This is a genomic window from Methylomonas sp. MgM2 (assembly GCF_054172045.1).
Map to the genome: position 1 here is coordinate 1 of NZ_JBSYXO010000091.1, position 1,499 is coordinate 1,499.

Genomic DNA, 1,499 nt, shown 5'->3' on the forward strand with positions numbered 1-1,499 from the left:
TAATCGGGTAGCCGGGAGTGTCTAGCTCCCAGCCCCCACACCACCCGGCATGCGGGTCCGCACCGGGCGGTTCATCAGTTGTAATGAAACTTGATCCACTGTTCTCTAATCGAGACAAGCCCTTGATTCTTTAACCATTGGTCGTTGAGTCCAAGCTGTACCGCATAGGTTTTCGCTAGACGGTAGTAGCCCTTTGAGCTGAGCCCAAGGCTGATCGCCTGCCGTTTACCAACGCCCAGTTTGAGCAGGTTACGGATTCGGGTTTTCGGTCTGCGCCATTGTTTCAAATAGCCCATGCGAATCCGGCGACGTAACCATTCATCGAGAGCCGGCACCGGGCGGTAATATTCGGATAGACCAAAGTAATTGATCCAGCCGACGATATACCGGCGCAGCTTTTCATAACGAACCGGCCAACTCACACTCCAGGTACGGTTAGTCAAAGAACGTATCTGATGCTTAAAACCTTTCAAAGCCTTATCGCTCCAGACGATCTTCTTACCTCTGAAGGTAAACCCCAGAAAACTCAACTGGTTGGTTTTCACGACACCGCTTTTGTCTTGATTAACCGGCAACTTGAGCGTTCTCAGAAAACATTCAACATCTTCTTTGATCCGCTCACCCGCCTCTTGGCTATCTACACAGATGACAAAATCATCGGCGTAACGAGCAAAAGCATAATGCTTTGATTCCAGGTATTTATCCAGATCGTCCAACATGATGTTAGCCAGCAAGGGAGACAGAGGGCCGCCTTGCGGAACGCCCAATGCCGTTGGCTGGATCATACCACCGATGGCGACACCGGTCCGAAGATAGCGACCGATCAGTTTTAACACCCGTTTGTCACGAATGCGTCGACCGAGTCGGTACATCAATAGGTCATGGTCGACGTTGTCGAAGAACTTCGACAGATCAATGTCCACCGCGTAGCGACTGCCTTGTTGGATAAAACCGCGCACACTGAGAACCGCTTGGTGCGCCGATTTATTTGGACGAAAGCCGTAGCTATGGCTGGAGAAATGCCGATCGAAGATTGGCATCAATACCTGGGTAATGGCTTGTTGAATCACCCGGTCATTCACGGTTGGGATGCCCAATAGGCGTGTGCCGCCATTCGGTTTGGGAATTTCTACCCGCTTGACCGGTTGCGGGATATAGTAACCCGCAGTTAAGGCTCGTCGAATGCCCGGCCAGTGTTGCTTTGCCCATTTCGGGTAGTCAACAATGCCCAGATCATCGACACCGGCGGCACCTTTGTTCCGCTTCACTTGCTTCCATGCCGCTTGCAGATTGGCCGGCGCCAGGATTTGTTCCAGTAGATCTTCGTTCAAGACTCGCTACCTTTCTTTACCGCCAATCCAAATGAACAGAGATAAAGCGGGCTGCTTCTTGACTGATGTTCAGGCCTTCCCGGAAACGCATGTCCTATGGCTTCCGGTAATATGCCGTCTGCTGACTTCTGTTTAATCACCTGGACGGTTGCCCGAACAGGCGCTATG

1 protein-coding gene is annotated in these 1,499 nt (G+C 51.6%); it reads right to left on the reverse strand.

What is annotated here, in order from left to right; all coding sequences use genetic code 11:
- Positions 1–74: 74 nt before the first annotated feature.
- On the reverse strand, positions 75–1,331 hold the full coding sequence (gene ltrA, locus ACW73I_RS22995) for a group II intron reverse transcriptase/maturase (RefSeq protein ID WP_458031840.1): 1,257 nt from the start codon (positions 1,329–1,331) through the stop codon (positions 75–77).
- Positions 1,332–1,499: the final 168 nt, after the last annotated feature.